A 15,219-nucleotide genomic window follows, 5' to 3' on the forward strand; every position below is an offset into this window, starting at 1 on the left:
GGTCTGGGGCTACCGTATGGGGCGTTTGGGCTGCGGGTGAGCTGACCATCTTCTTTGTACTAAATCAATGCGCTCTGCGGCGCAGGCCGAGGCGCGGCGACCGGCTACTGCTGGGCTACCGTCCCGGCGGCGGGCTTCGGCGGTAAGGCGTCAAGTCAGACGGCCCTCAAACGGTCATTTCCTGCGCCTCACCCCTGGAGCGCTGAGTTGAGCCGGCGACGGGCCCCGAATGGCCCTGGCAGGACCCACGCCGCCTCTACCCCGTTCTATGCGATCCGTGAGGATGCGAAGGCTGACAGGCGCCCGGAGGCCTATCGATTGCTGAACTGCGGCAAGCGGTCGCTGAGATTTACTGGCTCGGAGGCGGTAGGGGCAGGCAAGGAGTTGCCGCTGACGGGCGGGCCAAACAACCTCAGCAGGGACTCTTCAAACGGCTTTGGTGCGTAGGTTACTGGGTAGCTGCCATCCTGCCAATCGCCGACCTAGGTAAGCGTGGGCAACAGCTCGACGGTGAATGGTTTGCCGCTCACCGGTCAGTAGGCGACGGCAGCAGCGAAAGAGGCGATGTAGGTACAGGCCAAAGCAGCTGGCACCACCTGCTCCAAATGAGTCAGTGATAGGTAGCTCTTCCAGTTCGCTCCCTCCTCCAGTAACTCCCATTCCAGGCGGAACGGAGCGGCCGGAAGCCTCTCCTCCATCTGTGCAATAACTGCGAACTTCGCGGCGCTGAGTTGGCGATAGGACCTCACCAGCCAGTGCCAAGCGGCGCACTGCACTAGAAGCGCAACCAGTGCGGGCAGAAGCCACCAAGTCGAGGTGAGTGGTTGCTTTTGCGAAAAGATGCCGAAGGCGGCAAGTGCCGTCGTGTTAAGTCCTAGAAAGAATGTGTTGGCTAAACTTCGTCGAGAACTCAAGTGATCAGCCATCTCCACGACCATTTTATACTGTTCGAACACTATGTCGCAGTGAGCTTCATTCGCAGATCTTCCCACCTTCGGCCGGTCGCCGTCGTTCCACAGCCCGCTCTGGAAACCCGAGGAACTGTCGGACCTCGGTGTCATCGTTTGGTCCATGGAAACAACTCTCCAATCGTCAAGCGTGATAAAGGCGTCCACAGCTACCTCGGGCCGTCTGCTGGCGGGAGGCCACGACGTGATCTTGGCCGAAGCTCGCAAGGACTTCGCCCCCGAGGCGACATGCCGACAGGAGGCTTCAGGTTACGGACGTCGGCTCATAGACTCGCGACCGACGGACCTAACTGCGACGACGCGACGTCGACCTGAGGTCAGGGGGGTCAATGTGCCTGAGGACGGGCCTGTGGGTAGCGAGCAGACAGAACCGGAAGCGGTGACCGACGAGTCAGCACAGCCACGCTCCAAGGCAGGTCAAGGGAATGTGTTTCGTCCCTATCCGCGCCGCTCTCTCGAACAAGCTCTTCGCATTCCGAACGCCATCAAGGACTATAACGCCGGCAATCCATGGGAGCCCAGCGAGATTGCCGCCGCGCTCAATCTTGGGCCCAAGTCCGGCAACTACTACTACTTAACAAATGCCTCTCGCGACTTCGGTCTAACCGATGGTAATCGGGATTCGTCGGCAATCAAACTGACGGATCTGGGTAGGCGCGTGGTATATCCGGAAAATCAGGACGAGGAGCGTCGTGCGCTCCTAGATGCGTTCCTAGGCGTCAGCGTATTTCGACGGCTTGTCGAGTACTATAAAGGCAGCAAGTTGCCCGAAGAGCGGTTTTTGTCCAACGTGCTGCAAAACACGTTGAAAATCGATCCTCGAATCCACGAGGAATTTATCGAGCTATTCCAAAAAAATTGTAGATACGTGGGCGTTGGCGAGGAATTCGACATATCCTCCTCATCAAAGATGCCTAGGCCTATAGATGCTCCGCCGAAACTCGTCACCTTAGACTCGCCTGTTGGTGAACCTACCCCCGAACTCACCTGCTTCGTTGCGATGCCGTTTACCGAGCGACACGAGGATCATCCCTCGGGCTATTTCGCGGAGGTGCTGGAGAACCTCTTCACGCCAGCTTTGCAAGACGCCGGGTTTAAGGTTAAGACTGCTATACAGTATGGTTCGGACTTGATTCATCACACTCTTCTGAACGAGTTGATAGATGCTGACCTCGTCCTGGCGGACCTGTCGGAGCACAATCCAAACGTGCTGTTCGAACTCGGCATCCGCATGGCAGTAAACAAGCCTGTCGTTCTGGTGCGGTCACGTGGAACCGGGCCAATCTTTGATGTAGACAACGCGCTTCGCGTGTGGGATTACAACTCCACGTTATGGAAGAGTGCTGTCGAGAAGGACGTTCCGCGGCTTACCGAACATATCATCGGCGCATGGCACAATAGGGAGACGAGTGCGTCCTACATGGATATCCTACGCAATAAGAGATGAAGCTTATTTGGTCGCCCACGTGCAGGTGGCGATGGCCGTGGCACTTTCCGCTTCACCGCTTAAGGAGGCGCTTGGTAGGCGTCCCCTCATCGACCCTGTCGGTCCCAACAAGGTCGGTGTTGCCGGCGACGTAGGCGAGCGGACCCTCAGCGGCGGCGCGGATGTTGACGCGAGAGGCGGGAGAAAGCACTCCAAATCGGAGCGTGGCATGGATCGGCGTCATGATCAGGGCATCAGGCATCCAGCTTGACCAATGTCCGCCCGGATCCATAGTTGCCGCTTGAGGCGAGGCGGAACTTCGGTCAGGGCTGCGACCTCGTGGGCGACGGGCGAGTCGACCTGTGCGCTGGACTATGTTCACGACGTTTCCCAGGCAGCGTACCAGCTGCATCACCCTTGAGTGGAGGCGACCGAGCCGCCAGCAAGGTACACCGGAGCGCGTCGGTGACGGGCGCGTACGGCCGCATGAACTCGTGTGGCGACGTTTTCGGGAAGGCGCCGCTTGGCCTCTTGGCCCGGGAAGAACTTGATGTCCTCCAACTCGGGTCCCGGCAGATCAATGCCGTCGAGGCTGACGATGGACCCGCAGTCGAAAGTAAAACTGACGATCGCACGAGGACGTTGTCCGGCGGGCGGTGCCCAGTCGACTACGAGTAGAGGTCCCACCGTCAGCGCGATGCCCAACTCTTCTCGGATCTCGCGGGCACAGGCATCATGCGGGTACTCGCCATCGTCCACATAGCCTCCGGGGAAGGCCCAGTGGTCGCGGTACGTGGGTTTTACGAGCAGCACGTTACCGGCCGCGTCGGTGATAAAAGCGGCAGCGGCAGCGTAAAAGGAAGCCAGGTTCGCGTACCACGTGGCGGGCTCCGTCCAGGTCACCTCGCTGACGCTAGCGGACATGCCTATGTGCGCTCTCGCTCTACATCGCTGCGGGCGTGGCAGTCAGAGCATGCAGGACTTCGTTGACCTGGGGCGATGACTGCGGACGGAGACTGCTAGCGAGTTCGTGGAGACGCTGGCGAAGGCGCACCGACTGGACGCTCGCCACATCCTGCACCAGCGTCCGGCTCCATTCACACGCCGCATCGGTCTCACCAGCACGTGCATGAATCAAGGCGACGAGGGCAGTGTGCAGGGCGCGGGTTCGGGTGTTCTGGCTGCCGAGGCTAAGCGCGTCAGGCGCATGCCGTAGGGCCTGCGGGTACAGACGCAGGTCGCCCAGGCATCTCAGCGCGGCCCCGGCAAGGTGGGCCGAGGTGAAGTAGCCGACCCAGCGTGGGCCAGAATCACCGCCGGTCCGGCCGAGAAAGCGCTCAGCCTTGTTGAGGGCGAGTTGGCAGGCACGCCGCTCACCTGCCTGTCCGTATGCAGTGGCGGCGGTGGCGTGTAGCCGCGCGAGGACGGTGGCGGGCGCGCGGCCAGCCCCGTCAATGGCAGCTTCGGCGAGCCGAGCAGCCTCCCGAGCGCGACCCAGAAACACGGCCTGGGTGGCAAGGTTCGCGAGGAGGTGAGCGCCGTAGAGGCGGTCGTCACCGGCCTTCGCAAGCCGAAGACCGACGGTTACGTGATGTTGCGCCATGGCGTGTTCACCCGCGTCGTATGACATGAAGGCGAGTTGGCCGGCGAGCACCGCCGCCGCACGCAGGAGTTCGCGCCCCACTGCGTCGGTGTAGGTGCCGCGCAACATCGGCCCGACCTGCCGTACAAGCAGGTCGGCCATGACTGCACGGGTATGCGGAGAGCCGCTGCCGTGACGTCGGTCCAGGTCGGTGAAGTGGTCCGCCAGCGCGTACAGCGATTGGACATCCGTGGAGGTGACCTGTTGACGGCCGTGTCGGCTTACCACCTGGTCGGGCAGGTCGTACCGCCAGCCGAGCGCCGCCTGTAGAGCTTTGCCGCTGTCGAAGGTGCCGTCTACCTGCCGGTTGAGGTGCTTGGCGAGCGTCATCCAGATTTGCTCCGCGGCGTCTACCGCCGCATCTACGGAAGCGGGGTAGACGCAAGTTTCGGCGCTGTCGGCAACGCCGAATCCCAGCTCCGACGGGAAGACAGCACGCCCGAGTTTGCGGGCGAGTGTTTCGGCCATGGCTGCCTGGACGTGTTCGCCAGGCCGGCGGCCGCGCAGCCACCAGTAGACGCTGGCCGCGTCGTACCGCCAGGCACCCTGCTCGCGGCCGGTGTGATTGAGCTGGCGTGCGAATGCGGCGTGCGCGTTCCCATAACCAGCGGCAGTCAGCAGCCCGTCGAACGCCGCATTCGTCACCGGTCGCGCCATGTTCCGCCTCCAGCCATCACGCAACTACCAACAGTGATGAGCCTATGGGTATCCGCCCTCCGATGGGGACCCGCACAACCCCGCGCAAGCCACGCCCTGACCAGCGCAACCGAGCACATCGCTCGCCATCTGGCCCGTCAGTCGGTAGCCCGCTTGCCTGGTTGCAGGGCGTTCCCGGGCGGCGGCAAAGGCTCAACGTCCCGCCCTGGTTGACGGAGGTGGAGATGAGCAGCGATAGGCAACCGAGCAAGGGTGAACAGGCTGAGGCGGCCGAGCGGGAGGCTGCCAAGCAGCGGATTTTGGCTCAGGCCGAGGCGGAACGCGTACCCGTGGATGACACGACCCGTGCGGTCCCGGACCGGCGGTGGCGGCGTGAGCAGCGATGACCTCCCCATCGGGCGACGGGTCGCCGGTTGGCGGGTGCGGCGGTCGATGACGCAACAGATGCTGGCCGATCGCCTGCGCAGGTCGAAGAGCTGGGTCGACAAGATCGAGCGCGGCGTCCGTCCCCTGGACCGGTACTCGGTCATCCAGGAGCTGTCCCGCGTCCTGCGGGTCGACCCGGAGGTGCTGCTCGGCCAGCCGCCCAGCGCCCCGAGCAGCGCCCCAGCCGGCGTGGACGACATCCGGGCCGCGCTCGCCCGCTACGACAGTCCGCAGGCTCCACCGCAGACCGATGAGCTGAGGCGGCAGGTCGGGCACGCCTGGTTGTCGTACCAGCACGCGCACTACCCGGAGCTGCTGCGCGTGGTGCCGGGCCTGCTCGACGCCGCTCAGGGCGCGCGGTCGCCGGAGGTGCTGGTGCAGGCGTACCGGATCACCGCGCTGCTGCTGGTCAAGCTCGGCGAGGCCGACCTCGCCTGGCTGGCCGCCGACCGAGCGATGGGCGCTGCCGCCGACAACCCCCACCTCGCCGCGACGGCGGCAATCGCGGTCGCCCAGGCGCTCCGCGCGTCGGGCCGCGACCGCCTGGCCCTGACCGCGACGCTCGCCGCCGCGAACCGCATCGGGCCGCAGCGGTCGGCGGGGGAGTGGGCCGTGGGCGGCACGCTGCTGGTCCAGGCCGCGCTCGCCGCCGCCGCTTGCGGCGAGCACCGCCGCGCCGACGAGCTGACCGACCGGGCCGCGGGCGTCGCCACGAACCTTCGGGGGTACGACGATCAGCACCGCACCAGCTTCGGGCCGATCGTCGTCGACCTGGCGCGAGTGTTGCTGGCGGCGCAGCGGGGTGCCGCCGACGAGGCGGTACGACGGCATTCGACTGTGGTGCGGCGGGAGGCGTGGCGGCGGCTGCCGGCCGAGTACCGGGGCGCGTACCTGATCGATGCCGCGCGGGCGTACCTACAGATGGGTGACCTGCGCGGGGCGGCACGCGCCCTGGTGGACGCGGACAGCGTTGCGCCGGCTGAGGTTCGGGGACGGCCTCTGGCGCGTACCCTCATCGCCGATTGTGCCCGAGCGCGGCCGGCGCCGGCCGGCGTGGCGCGACTGGCGACGCTGGTCGGCCTCACCCGCTGAATCGGTACGCCCCGCCGAGCTGATCGGCCTCAAGATCCGCGCAACATCAGGGAAACTGCTGTCTCCCGCGCGTCCGAGGCAGCAGTTTCGGTGAAGTAGTGCGGGTGCTCAATCGGGAGGCGCCTCGGGCGCTTGATGTGGTGGTCTTGTCGTAGCGGGCCCCTACGGTGTGCCGATGACGCGATTCGTGCAGCAGCCCGACTACGAGGGTGCGGAGTTCATCGACCTGTCAATGGCCGGCGCAACCTTCCGCGAGGTGGATCTCAGCCGCGCCCGGATGCGTGGCGTGCTGCTGTTGGACGCCGACATCGACGGGGCGATCGACGGCCTGCGCGTCAACGGGGTGGAGGTCATGCCATTGATCGAGGCCGAGCTGGATCGCCTGTACCCCGAACGGCTTCGACTGCAGCCAACCACACCCGAGACGATGCGCGATGCGGTGGATGTCATCGAGGAGCTGTGGCAAGCGACGCTGCGACGCGCAAGCGTGCTGCCTGAGGAAGCCGTCCACAGATCAGTGAACGGCGAATGGTCGCTCGCCCAGACCCTGCGCCACACGATCTTCGTCATGGACGCCTGGTATGGCCACGCGGCGGCCCTTCGCCCGAACCCGTTCCATCCGATCGGCGTACCCGCATCGTTCACCACCAACGGCACCGAGTTCGGCATCGACGAGTCGGCCGCGCCCACCCTCGGCGAAATCCTCGCCGTGCGCGCCGAGCGGATCGCCGATCTGCGCGCATATCTGGCGCAGGTCACGCAGGAGGAACTGGACCGCGTACGGGGGCCGAACACCGCGATCGGCTGCCCGCCGCCCGCCGAACGTACGGCGGTCAAGTGCCTGCACGTCATCTTCAGCGACCAGTGGGCGCACGTGCAGTTCGCCAACCGCGACCTGGCCATCCTGGAACAGGAGTATGCGTGATGCTCCGGGCTCGGAGACGATATGGAGCCGGCGCCGGCTGGCGTGGCGCGCCCGGCGTCGCTGGTCGGCCTCACCCGTTGAGAACCTGCGGCGACGAAATCACCCAGGATCGATAGTCTGCTCTCGACACCGGGGGAGGTGCGCGCAGTGGGCAGGTGGTTCAACCGCAGCCGTAAACGCGACGACGAGCCACCGCGCGAACCGGAGTCGACCCGCCCGGTCATCGAGATCACCGTCACCCATGACGGCCGCTCGACCACCCAGACGATCGGCGGCCCGACCGCCTTCGGCTTGCAGTACCACGCCTTCCACGAGCAGTACGGCGGGTCCGACCCGCGGACGTTGGAGGCGGGGTACCGCTATGCCCAGGAGTTGATGCGGCACCACGACATCGGCGATGCCGTGGCCGTCTACCAGGAGGTCGTCGGGTTGCGCAGCTCGGCGCTGGGTCCGGAGCATCCGGACACCCTGCGCAGCAAGCACAGCCTGGCCTTCGCGCTCTGGCAGCTCGGCTCGCACGCCGAGGCGGAACTGGTGCAACGGGACGTCTACGAGGCGCGCCGCCGGGTGCTCGGCGACGACGACGCCGAGACGTTGCGCAGCGGCAACAACCTCGGCTGGTTGCTGATCGAGCTGCGTCGGATGGACGAGGCCGAGCCGCTGCTGCGGCGGGTCGCCGACGGTATGGCGCGGACGCTGGGCAGGGACGACGCGGACACCCTGGCCTGCCAGATGAAACTGGCCGGCCTGCAACACCTGCGGGGCGACAGCCGGCAGGCCGAGCGGGCCCTACGGGACGTGGTCCGGCGGATGACCAGGACGTTGGGGCCCACCAGTCCGGTGACGCTCCAGGCGCGCAGCAACCTGCTGGTCGTCCTGCTCGACTCCGGCCGGGCGGCCGAGGCGGTCGACCCGGCCCGGGCGCTCGCCGACGACGCGGGGCGCGCGCTCAGCACCACCGACGGGGTGTCTCTGCATGCCCGGCACTCCCTGGCCAGAGCGCTCACCGGGGCGGGGCGGCGGCCCGAGGCGATCCGGTTGCTGGCCGACACGCTGCCGGACAGTGAACGGGGCCGGGGCGTGGACCATCCCGGGACCCTGGAGATGCGGACGCTCTTCGCCGAACTGCTCATCGAGGCGGGTGACCGACGGGCGGGCAGTGCGGCGCGCGCCGCGCTGGCCGGGTGCGAACGCGTGCACGGCCCGGGTCACCCCGACACGGAGAGGGCCCGGACGCTGGTCCGGCGCACCCGCTGATCTCAACGGCGGTCAGCCGCCGGTGTGGATGTGCGCCGCCCACAGCGTCGGCGCCAGCGGGTAGCGGTCCCGCAGCCCGCGCACGGCCGAGTGCAGCGCGTACGCCGCCGACCCCGTCGCGTCGCCGTGCTCGTAGAAGGCCGTGGTCAGGGCGAGGGAGACCGCGTCGTCGACCTCCCACAGGGTGCCGATGACGTGCCGGAACCCGGCGAGCTGGAAGGCGCCGGTGATGTGCAGCGCCTCGTCGACGAGGGTCGGCGGGGCCTGGGCGGTCGCGCAGGCCGACAGGAAGGCGAACTCCGCGTCCAGGTCGAGTCGGGACACGTCGGCCACGGTGAGCGGGCTGTCCTGGTGGTCGTGCACGAGCAGCCGGCCCTGCGCCGGGTCCTGCGGGTCGGCCACCGCGTGGCAGGCGAAGTGCGCGTAGGCCGAGTCGGCCAACCGGTCCAGGACCTGCTGCCGGGTGGCCTCCGCGTCCAGCCCGGTCCACGCTCCGGGCAGCGCCCGCGCCGCCGACGCGGCCTCGCGTTCGGCGCTGGGCAGCGCCCCCGGGCCGCCGGGAGTGTTGCGCATCGCCACCACACAGGACCGGGCGTCGGGCCGGGACTGGCGCGCCCCGGTGCGTTTGCGGGCGAGCGCGGTCACGGTCGGGGTGTAGGAGGAGACCACCCGGTCGAGGGCGGACCCGGCGGCGCCGGCCTGCGCGGCGTGCAGGGGAAAGAACGCGAGCGGACCGACCGGACACCACCAGACACGCGGCAACTCGCCGCCCGCCCCGGGCGCGTCGATCCGGGCCAGCACCGGCCCGACGAGGGCAGACCACAACCATTCGAGTACGCCGCTGAGCACCGACTGGGCGCGCAGGCGGCTCCGCGCGTCCGCCGCCGGATCGGACGCCGTGGTGGTGGCCTCCTGGAGCAGTCGCAGCTGCGTCATGGCCTCGGTCAGCGACAGTTCCGGCAGCGGGAGCACCGTCACGCGGTGCCGGTGCAGGATCAGCGCGTCACAACGCAACTCGCTCGCGATCGGCACGATCACCGTCCCGTCGACCTGGTCGAGCAGTTGCCGGGCGCTGGGTGGGCGCAGGAAGTCGCCCAGGCCGGGCAACTCCCGGATCGTCGTCAGCAGCACGTTCCACTCGGTCTCCCGGTCCCGGCCGAAGGTGGTCGGCCGGGACGACTCGGGGGCGGGCGCTTCGAAGTCCCGGCGCATCCGCTGGAAGTCGGTGGCCAGACGCCCGTCGGCCCGTTGGAGGGCCGCCCACTCGCCATCCGCCGTCAACCGTTGGTGCAGCAACAGGCCCCGGCCACGCTCCAGCAGCTCCAAGGCCCGCTCCGGCTGCCCCGCGCCGATCGCGCAGGAGGCGGCAGTCGCCGCCAGCCCGGCCGTCGAGCCGAGGTCGGCGTACTGGTCGTGCCGGGTACGCCCCCGGGAGGCCAACCGGGGCAGCAACGTGATGGCCTCGTCGAAGGCGTCCGTCGCCTCCTCCCACCGCCCCAGCGCGGTGAGCGTGTAGGCCGCCTTGTCGAAGGCCTGGATCCGGACCGGCACGGCGCCGGACTCGATGCGGCCGGCGGCGAGCGCCCGTTCGGCGGCCTCGGTCAGGAGAGCGGGTTTGCCGGTACGCAGGTAGGTCGCCCGCAACGCCTGGGCGATGGACAAGCCGGTCTCGACACGCTGCGGATGGCGCGGGGGTAGCGAGTCCAGCGCCTTGCGCAGCAGGACGAGCGACTCCTCCAGGTAGGCGGGCTCCCCGGTGGCGTCGTAGAGCAACCGCAGGCTGTAGCCCAACTGGTCCAGGTACAACGCGTGGTTGGCGTCGCCGTGTACGGACAGCGCGAGCGCCCGGCGCAGCAGCCCTATCGCCATCTCCAGGGCGGAGACGTCGCCCGTCAGCTGGTGCGTCTTCATGCCGACGGTGGAGAGGCTGGCGAGCGCCATCCGATGGTGCGGATGCCGCTCTCCGACGGTGCTCAGCGCGCCGGCGAACTCCTCCCAGGCCTGGCCGAGCAGCTCGGCACGACCGGTGCGGTCGACAAGGGTCAGCAGCGTCTGCCCGAGCAGGAAACGCGCGTCGACGCTCTGCGGGGTGTGGTCCCGCAGCACCGCGACGGCCCGTTCGACATCAGCGGTGTGGGTGGTCCCGGCGGCCCTGGCGAGCAGGCACCGGGCTCGCAGCATGACGATCTGGTCCTGGTTGGGCCCGGTGGTGTCCACCGACGACAGCAGGTCCAGCGCCTCGTCGACGTAGTCCTCCACACCGGTGAGCTGGTAGGCGCGTAACAGCGCCTCGGCGTGGATGCCCCGCAACGCGGGTCGGTGCTCCTCACTGATCCAGTTCTCGGCCATCTTGGCGATGGCCGTGAGCCGGTAGAGCGTGTCCACCGAGCCGTCGAAGTCGTGCCGGACCCGATAGACCTGGCACTTCTTGAGCATCAGCACCGCGCTGTTGCCCAGGTCCGCCGAGGCGTCCTCCGCGAACTGCAGATACTGCTCGGCGACGTCCAGGAGCTGCGGCTCGCTCTCGATCCGGGCCCTGGCCAGCAGCACATCGGTGTACGTGACCAGCGCGAGGACACCGTGCGTCGTACCCAACTCGTCGGCCAGAAAGGAGTCGGCCATCGCGCGGATCGCGGCCTCCAGCACGACGGTGGCCTCGATGAGGTCCTGCCGCGCCCGGTCCGCGTGGTACCGGTCGAGCAGCGCGGCCCCCAGCTCCACCTGCGCCTCGGCCCAGCGTCGGTCGCCGCGCCGCTGGCCGGCCGCGACACGACGCCAGTCGTTCACGGCGTCCCTTTTGTAGCGACCCACCGGCGTACCTCCCCGTCGCGGTTGCTCCCCAGCCTGCCAGCCGTGCGCCACATCGACGGGAGATAATCAGCCGATGAGTCAATCGGTGCCGGACAGGCGACTCGACGACGACCGGGCGGCTCGACTGGCCCGGGTCTGCGCGGACATCGCGCAGGTGGGCGACCTGCTCGGGCCGGAGCCGGCCCGGGCCCTGACGCGGCTGCGGGATCGGTCGCTGTCCGACCAGAGCGTGGACGCGGTGCTCGCCGAGGTGACCGAGTTGATGCGCGTCGGTGGCCTGGTCGGTGGTGACACCACCGTCCGGAGCGATCGCTACCTGCCGTTGGCCGGCATCCACGGCCGCCGCCCGGAAGTGGTCCAGGTGTGCCCCGCCGACCTGTGCGACCGGGTCGAGATCCCCCGGCCGGACGCGGGCCCGTCGCCGCACTGCGCCGTGTTCGACTGCCCACTGCCGACGTTCCGGATGGACCGGTGAACGCGCTCATCGCCTCGCTCGGCGGAAAGCTGGCAGAGCGGTGGCTCGCCGGACTGGCGCTGCCCGGTGTGGTGTTCGTGGCGATGGTCGCCGCGGCGGTGCGACTCGGCCACGCCCACTGGTGGGACCTGCGGCTGCTGCGGCAGGAGGTGGATCGTCTCGCCCTCGGACCACCGGCCCGGGGCACCGGGTCCGCGCTGCTGATCGTCCTCGGTGTCGTGCTGGGCGGTGTCGTCGCCGCGATGGCCGCGCAGGGCCTGGAACGCCTGGTCGTGGCCCTGTGGACCCAGCGCTGGGGTCGGGTCGGCGATGCCGTGATCCGCCGGCGGCGGCGTCGGTGGAACGCGGCCATGGACCGCTACGAGAACGCCCTGCGGGACAAGGCACGCCGGTTGCGGTCTGCCGACGACGACGGCGGACCGCTACCGGACACCCAGGCGCTCGCCCGCGCCTGCGACCGTATCGCGTTGACCGAGCCGGTCCGCCCGACCTGGATCGGTGACCGGATGCAGGCCACGGCGGTACGGGTGGGGGCCTGCTACGGCCTGGACCTGGCCGCCGCCTGGCCCCGGCTGTGGTTGCTGCTGCCCGAGGAGACCAGGGGACCGCTCGCCCTCGCGCAGGCCGACTTCGCCGCCGCCGCCCGACGGGTGGGCTGGGGGCTGCTGTATCTGGCGCTCGGCCTGCTGTGGTGGCCCGCGGCGATCGTCGGCCTCGGCCTGTGCATTGCGGGCTGGCGACAGGGCCGTGACACGGTGTCCCTGCTGGCCGACCTGGTGGAGGCGGTGGTCGACCTGCACGTACGCACCCTCGGCGCGGCGCTGGGACATCCGACCGACGGCGCCTTCGGCACGGCCGACGGAGAGGCCGTGACCCGCCTGCTTCGCAAGGACCGTCGGGGAAGCGCGGCATGAAGATGTCGACGTACCGCCGGCGTCGACGACGGCCTCGAGGATCTGCCGGGCGGCCTCCTGAGTTCCGGTGCGAGGAGGTACGCTCTCGACAGTAGCAAGAAAAACGAGGGGTCACTCTTTATGCCCAGGGTCAGCCAAGCCCATCTCGACTCGCGCCGCCAGCAGATCGTGGCTGCCGCCCGCGCCCGGTTCGCCAGCCACGGCTTCGCCCACACGTCGATGGCCGACATCGTCGCCGAGTCGGGGCTCTCCAACGGAGCCATCTACCGGTACTTCACGAGCAAGGACGAGATCGTCGTCGCGGTCTGCGAGCAGGGGACCGACGCGCTGCCGAGGGCGCTCACCGCCGAGGCGGTGGGGGGTTTCCTGGAGCATGTGCGTACCCAGGCCCGGGAGTCCCACCATGCCCGGTTGGTCGCCCAGATCTATGCCGAGGCGGCGGTGTCGCCCCTGCTCGCGGCCGTGGTGCAACGACAGCTCGCCGCCATGCGGGCCGCGATAGCCGAGCTGGTGCCCGACCGCCAGCGCCCGCGAGCGGGACACATCGCCGAAGCGTTCGTGGCCCTGTCCGTCAGCTACAGCCTGCAACTGGCGGTCCGCGGCGACGTGGACCCCGCGCCCTACTCCGCAGGGCTGATGGCGATCATCAACGACTAGCCGGGCCCGGTGCGACCGATCGCTGCCGGCCCGCGAGCGCTCGTCCAGGCCCCGGACGGCGACGGGCGGGGCGGTGGCAGCCGCGCGGAGAAGGGTCGAGCGTAAAGAGAGCGAACCGTCGTTTTAGCTGATAGAGTCGATCAGTGTTCCGCACTGTGGAGGAGCCATGCCGGTAGCTCACATCGCCGCGATCAACCTGGAGTGCTCCGACCCCGCCGATCTGGCCCGCTTCTGGGCCGCCATGCTCGATGGTGAGGTCGCGGTCCAGACACCGGACTTCTGCGCGGTCAAGGCAGGTCCGCTGTTCCTCGGCGCCGTACGCGTCGACGACTACCGGCAACCGAACTGGCCCTCGGGCGAGCGGTCGCAGCAGATCCACTTCGACCTGGCCGTCGACGACCCCGCCAGCCTCGACGACGCCGAGGCGCGCGCGATCGAACTCGGAGCCGTCAAAGAAGAGCAGCAGTTCGCGCCGGACCGTTTCCGCGTCCTGCGCGACCCGGCCGGCCATCCCTTCTGCCTACGCGGGTGACGCGACCGGCTTACGCCGGACGACCTGGTTATGCCCACCGTGCGCATTCGGCGACGAGGCGTGAATCGGTGCGCACCCAGACCTCACCTCCGGCGGCGTCGGCTCGTTCGAGGCCGAGGAATTCGATCAGCGGGAGCAGGGTGGCCCGCTCGGCGCGGTCGTCGTCGGCGTCCTTCGAGTCGAAGAAGATGTAGTACTGGTCGCTCGGGTCGACGTAGCCGGAATCCGCCCAGATCCGGGCTACCTCGTCGAGCGCCGCAGCCTCCGTCGTGATCCTGGCGGCCTGGGCGGCACCGCGGGTCTCCGGTGACGCGTCGAGGTCGGCGAGGTCGGGGAACCACTGGCCGAAGTGGTCGAGGCCGCGATAGCCGTTCTCGAAGAACAGCATCGCGCTCGGAAGGTAGCGGTTGGCCCGGTCGACCAGCAGGTGCGCCGACCGGGGCGGGTCGGCGTCCTCGAACCGGGAGATCACCCCCGGGCGGGGCATGAGCACGAGGCTCTGCCGCGCCGGCTCGTCCCTGATCGTGTACGTGTCGGACTCGCGACGCCGGAAGAACGCCGAGAACGCCTCGTAGGCCTCCTGCGGGTCGCCCACCGAGACGTCCTGCGCGGTGCCGTCACCGGCGGTGAACACGAACTGCTTCGGTCCGGGGTGGTACGGGCGGGCCATGAACGTCCTTCGGTCACGGGTGGAAGGCCCGTCAGCCTATCGGGGCGGGGTTTCCGCGAACGTGAGATTCGGGCATGTATGACGGCACTGCGGGAAGGGGAGCGACAGCGATGTTGGTAACCGGTTATCTCGGCGCGGTGCTCATCGGCGCCCTCGTCGGCCTGCTCGGCCGGCTCATCCTGCCGGGGCGGCAACGGATCGGCATCTTCGCCACGTTCGTTCTCGGCGTCGGCTCGGCGGTGCTGGGCACCGTGGTCGCCAGGGCACTGCACGTCGACGACGACGCCGGCGTGAAGGTGTGGGTGCTGCGCTGGGACTGGATCGTGCTCGCGATCCAGGTCGGCCTCGCGATCGTCGCCGTGGCGCTGGCGAACATGCTGACCTTCACCCGGCTCGCCGGCGGTGACGACACCCCTCGTCGGCGGACCCGGCGCACCAAGGCCAAGCGCGAATCCTGATCGCCGGCGTTGTCGCGGTGCGGCTGACAGGGCCCGGCTCTCTGATCAGCGTGCCCGGCCAAGCTGATCTCCGCCCAAGATCCGCGCAACATCAGGGATGTTGCTGTCTCCCGTGTTGCCGAGGCGGCAGTATCAGGGAAGTTGCGCGGATCTTGGCGGACGGGCGGGCGCGTAGCGGCGGACGCGGCGGAGGGACCACCCGGGCGAGTGGTCCCTCCGCTGATCGCTGGTCAGTGGCTAGACTTCAGGTTGGCAAATCACCTGTGCTCTGCTGCGGCGGGCGCAGCCTCGGGAGGGTGTTGCAGCACC

14 protein-coding genes are annotated in these 15,219 nt (G+C 68.6%); 9 read left to right on the plus strand and 5 right to left on the minus strand.

Translation table 11 applies throughout. The annotated features are described in order from the left end of the window. Nucleotides 1–533: 533 nt before the first annotated feature. Complete coding sequence (locus tag ACTFTM_RS14690) at nucleotides 534–1,073, minus strand: RipA family octameric membrane protein (protein ID WP_449566328.1); 540 nt, start codon at nucleotides 1,071–1,073, stop codon at nucleotides 534–536. Here ACTFTM_RS14690 and ACTFTM_RS14695 point away from each other — a divergent pair. Next, complete coding sequence (locus ACTFTM_RS14695) at nucleotides 1,072–2,415, plus strand: hypothetical protein (RefSeq protein WP_449566329.1); 1,344 nt, start codon at nucleotides 1,072–1,074, stop codon at nucleotides 2,413–2,415. The two genes, ACTFTM_RS14690 and ACTFTM_RS14695, sit on opposite strands and share 2 nt — an antisense overlap. A 390-nt stretch (nucleotides 2,416–2,805) precedes the next feature. Here the strand turns inward: ACTFTM_RS14695 and ACTFTM_RS14700 are convergent, their stop codons facing one another. Both ACTFTM_RS14700 and ACTFTM_RS14705 read right to left on the minus strand, forming a co-directional pair. After that, entirely contained in the window at nucleotides 2,806–3,297 is a 492-nt protein-coding gene (locus ACTFTM_RS14700) for an NUDIX domain-containing protein (RefSeq protein ID WP_449566330.1), read from the minus strand. A 40-nt stretch (nucleotides 3,298–3,337) separates the two neighbouring features. Next, entirely contained in the window at nucleotides 3,338–4,693 is a 1,356-nt protein-coding gene (locus ACTFTM_RS14705) for a hypothetical protein (protein ID WP_449566331.1), read from the minus strand. 372 nt (nucleotides 4,694–5,065) lie between these two features. Here ACTFTM_RS14705 and ACTFTM_RS14710 point away from each other — a divergent pair, with 372 nt between their 5' ends. The 3 genes from ACTFTM_RS14710 to ACTFTM_RS14720 all read left to right on the plus strand — a co-directional run bounded on the left by ACTFTM_RS14710 (nucleotide 5,066) and on the right by ACTFTM_RS14720 (nucleotide 8,393). Continuing rightward, nucleotides 5,066–6,211 carry a helix-turn-helix domain-containing protein gene (locus tag ACTFTM_RS14710; RefSeq protein WP_449566332.1) on the plus strand — a complete coding sequence of 382 codons (1,146 nt, stop codon included), beginning with the start codon at nucleotides 5,066–5,068 and terminating at the stop codon, nucleotides 6,209–6,211. 175 nt (nucleotides 6,212–6,386) lie between these two features. Then, the gene (locus tag ACTFTM_RS14715) at nucleotides 6,387–7,136 is read left to right on the plus strand and encodes a DinB family protein (protein WP_449566333.1); all 750 of its coding nucleotides are present in this window, start codon (nucleotides 6,387–6,389) and stop codon (nucleotides 7,134–7,136) included. A gap of 147 nt (nucleotides 7,137–7,283) precedes the next feature. Next, nucleotides 7,284–8,393, plus strand: a complete 1,110-nt coding sequence (locus ACTFTM_RS14720; protein WP_449566334.1) for a tetratricopeptide repeat protein — start codon at nucleotides 7,284–7,286, stop codon at nucleotides 8,391–8,393. A gap of 12 nt (nucleotides 8,394–8,405) precedes the next feature. On the opposite strand, the gene ACTFTM_RS14725 is transcribed toward ACTFTM_RS14720, so the two are convergent. After that, nucleotides 8,406–11,204 (minus strand): CHAT domain-containing protein, encoded by a 2,799-nt coding sequence (locus ACTFTM_RS14725; protein WP_449566335.1) that lies wholly within the window; start codon nucleotides 11,202–11,204, stop codon nucleotides 8,406–8,408. Nucleotides 11,205–11,277: 73 nt separating this feature from the next. Here ACTFTM_RS14725 and ACTFTM_RS14730 point away from each other — a divergent pair, with 73 nt between their 5' ends. From ACTFTM_RS14730 to ACTFTM_RS14745, 4 genes are all read left to right on the plus strand, one after another. Then, nucleotides 11,278–11,679: a hypothetical protein gene (locus tag ACTFTM_RS14730; protein WP_449566336.1), complete on the plus strand. Its 402-nt coding sequence runs from the start codon at nucleotides 11,278–11,280 to the stop codon at nucleotides 11,677–11,679. Then, nucleotides 11,676–12,593 (plus strand): hypothetical protein, encoded by a 918-nt coding sequence (locus ACTFTM_RS14735; RefSeq protein WP_449566337.1) that lies wholly within the window; start codon nucleotides 11,676–11,678, stop codon nucleotides 12,591–12,593. The genes ACTFTM_RS14730 and ACTFTM_RS14735 overlap by 4 nt, the downstream gene beginning before the upstream one ends. 120 nt (nucleotides 12,594–12,713) lie before the next feature. After that, the gene (locus tag ACTFTM_RS14740; RefSeq protein WP_449566338.1) at nucleotides 12,714–13,250 is read left to right on the plus strand and encodes a TetR/AcrR family transcriptional regulator; all 537 of its coding nucleotides are present in this window, start codon (nucleotides 12,714–12,716) and stop codon (nucleotides 13,248–13,250) included. 166 nt (nucleotides 13,251–13,416) lie between these two features. Further along, nucleotides 13,417–13,782 (plus strand): VOC family protein, encoded by a 366-nt coding sequence (locus ACTFTM_RS14745; protein WP_449566339.1) that lies wholly within the window; start codon nucleotides 13,417–13,419, stop codon nucleotides 13,780–13,782. A 28-nt stretch (nucleotides 13,783–13,810) separates the two neighbouring features. Here ACTFTM_RS14745 and ACTFTM_RS14750 read toward each other — a convergent pair whose 3' ends face one another. Then, nucleotides 13,811–14,452 (minus strand): hypothetical protein, encoded by a 642-nt coding sequence (locus tag ACTFTM_RS14750; protein WP_449566340.1) that lies wholly within the window; start codon nucleotides 14,450–14,452, stop codon nucleotides 13,811–13,813. Nucleotides 14,453–14,562: 110 nt separating this feature from the next. Between ACTFTM_RS14750 and ACTFTM_RS14755 the strand changes: the two genes are divergently transcribed. Further along, nucleotides 14,563–14,910 carry a GlsB/YeaQ/YmgE family stress response membrane protein gene (locus ACTFTM_RS14755; RefSeq protein ID WP_449566341.1) on the plus strand — a complete coding sequence of 116 codons (348 nt, stop codon included), beginning with the start codon at nucleotides 14,563–14,565 and terminating at the stop codon, nucleotides 14,908–14,910. Nucleotides 14,911–15,219 lie beyond the last annotated feature (309 nt).

This window comes from Micromonospora sp. RB23 (genome assembly GCF_053585025.1).